The sequence below is a fragment of the Nocardioides malaquae genome (genome assembly GCF_015070385.1).
Taxonomy (GTDB): domain Bacteria; phylum Actinomycetota; class Actinomycetes; order Propionibacteriales; family Nocardioidaceae; genus Nocardioides; species Nocardioides malaquae.
Genome location: NZ_JADCSA010001328.1, coordinates 1 through 232 on the forward strand (window position 1 = coordinate 1; position 232 = coordinate 232).

The 232-nt window shown below is 58.6% G+C and carries 1 protein-coding gene; it reads right to left on the minus strand.

The annotated features are described in order from the left end of the window. Positions 1-49 precede the first annotated feature (49 nt). The coding region (locus tag IEQ44_RS16615) for a hypothetical protein (RefSeq protein WP_227487734.1) at positions 50-232 on the minus strand (183 nt) is incomplete at its 5' end.

Below are 232 nucleotides of genomic sequence, written 5' to 3' on the forward strand. Positions count from 1 at the left end.
TATGTCAATAGAGGGCTCAAAGGGTAACAGGAAGTCTGTAGAAGCCATCTTAGAAGAGAGCACAGAGAAACTCAAGAACCTGTCTCTCCAGCAGCAGCAGCAGCAGAGGGAGTATCTGACCAATCACCTGCGGCAGCGGCAGCAGCATCATCATCAGCACCAGCACCACGCGCACCAGCAGAGGGCCATGGTGATGCGCGCCGCGCACGCCGCCGCGCACGCCAACATGGCC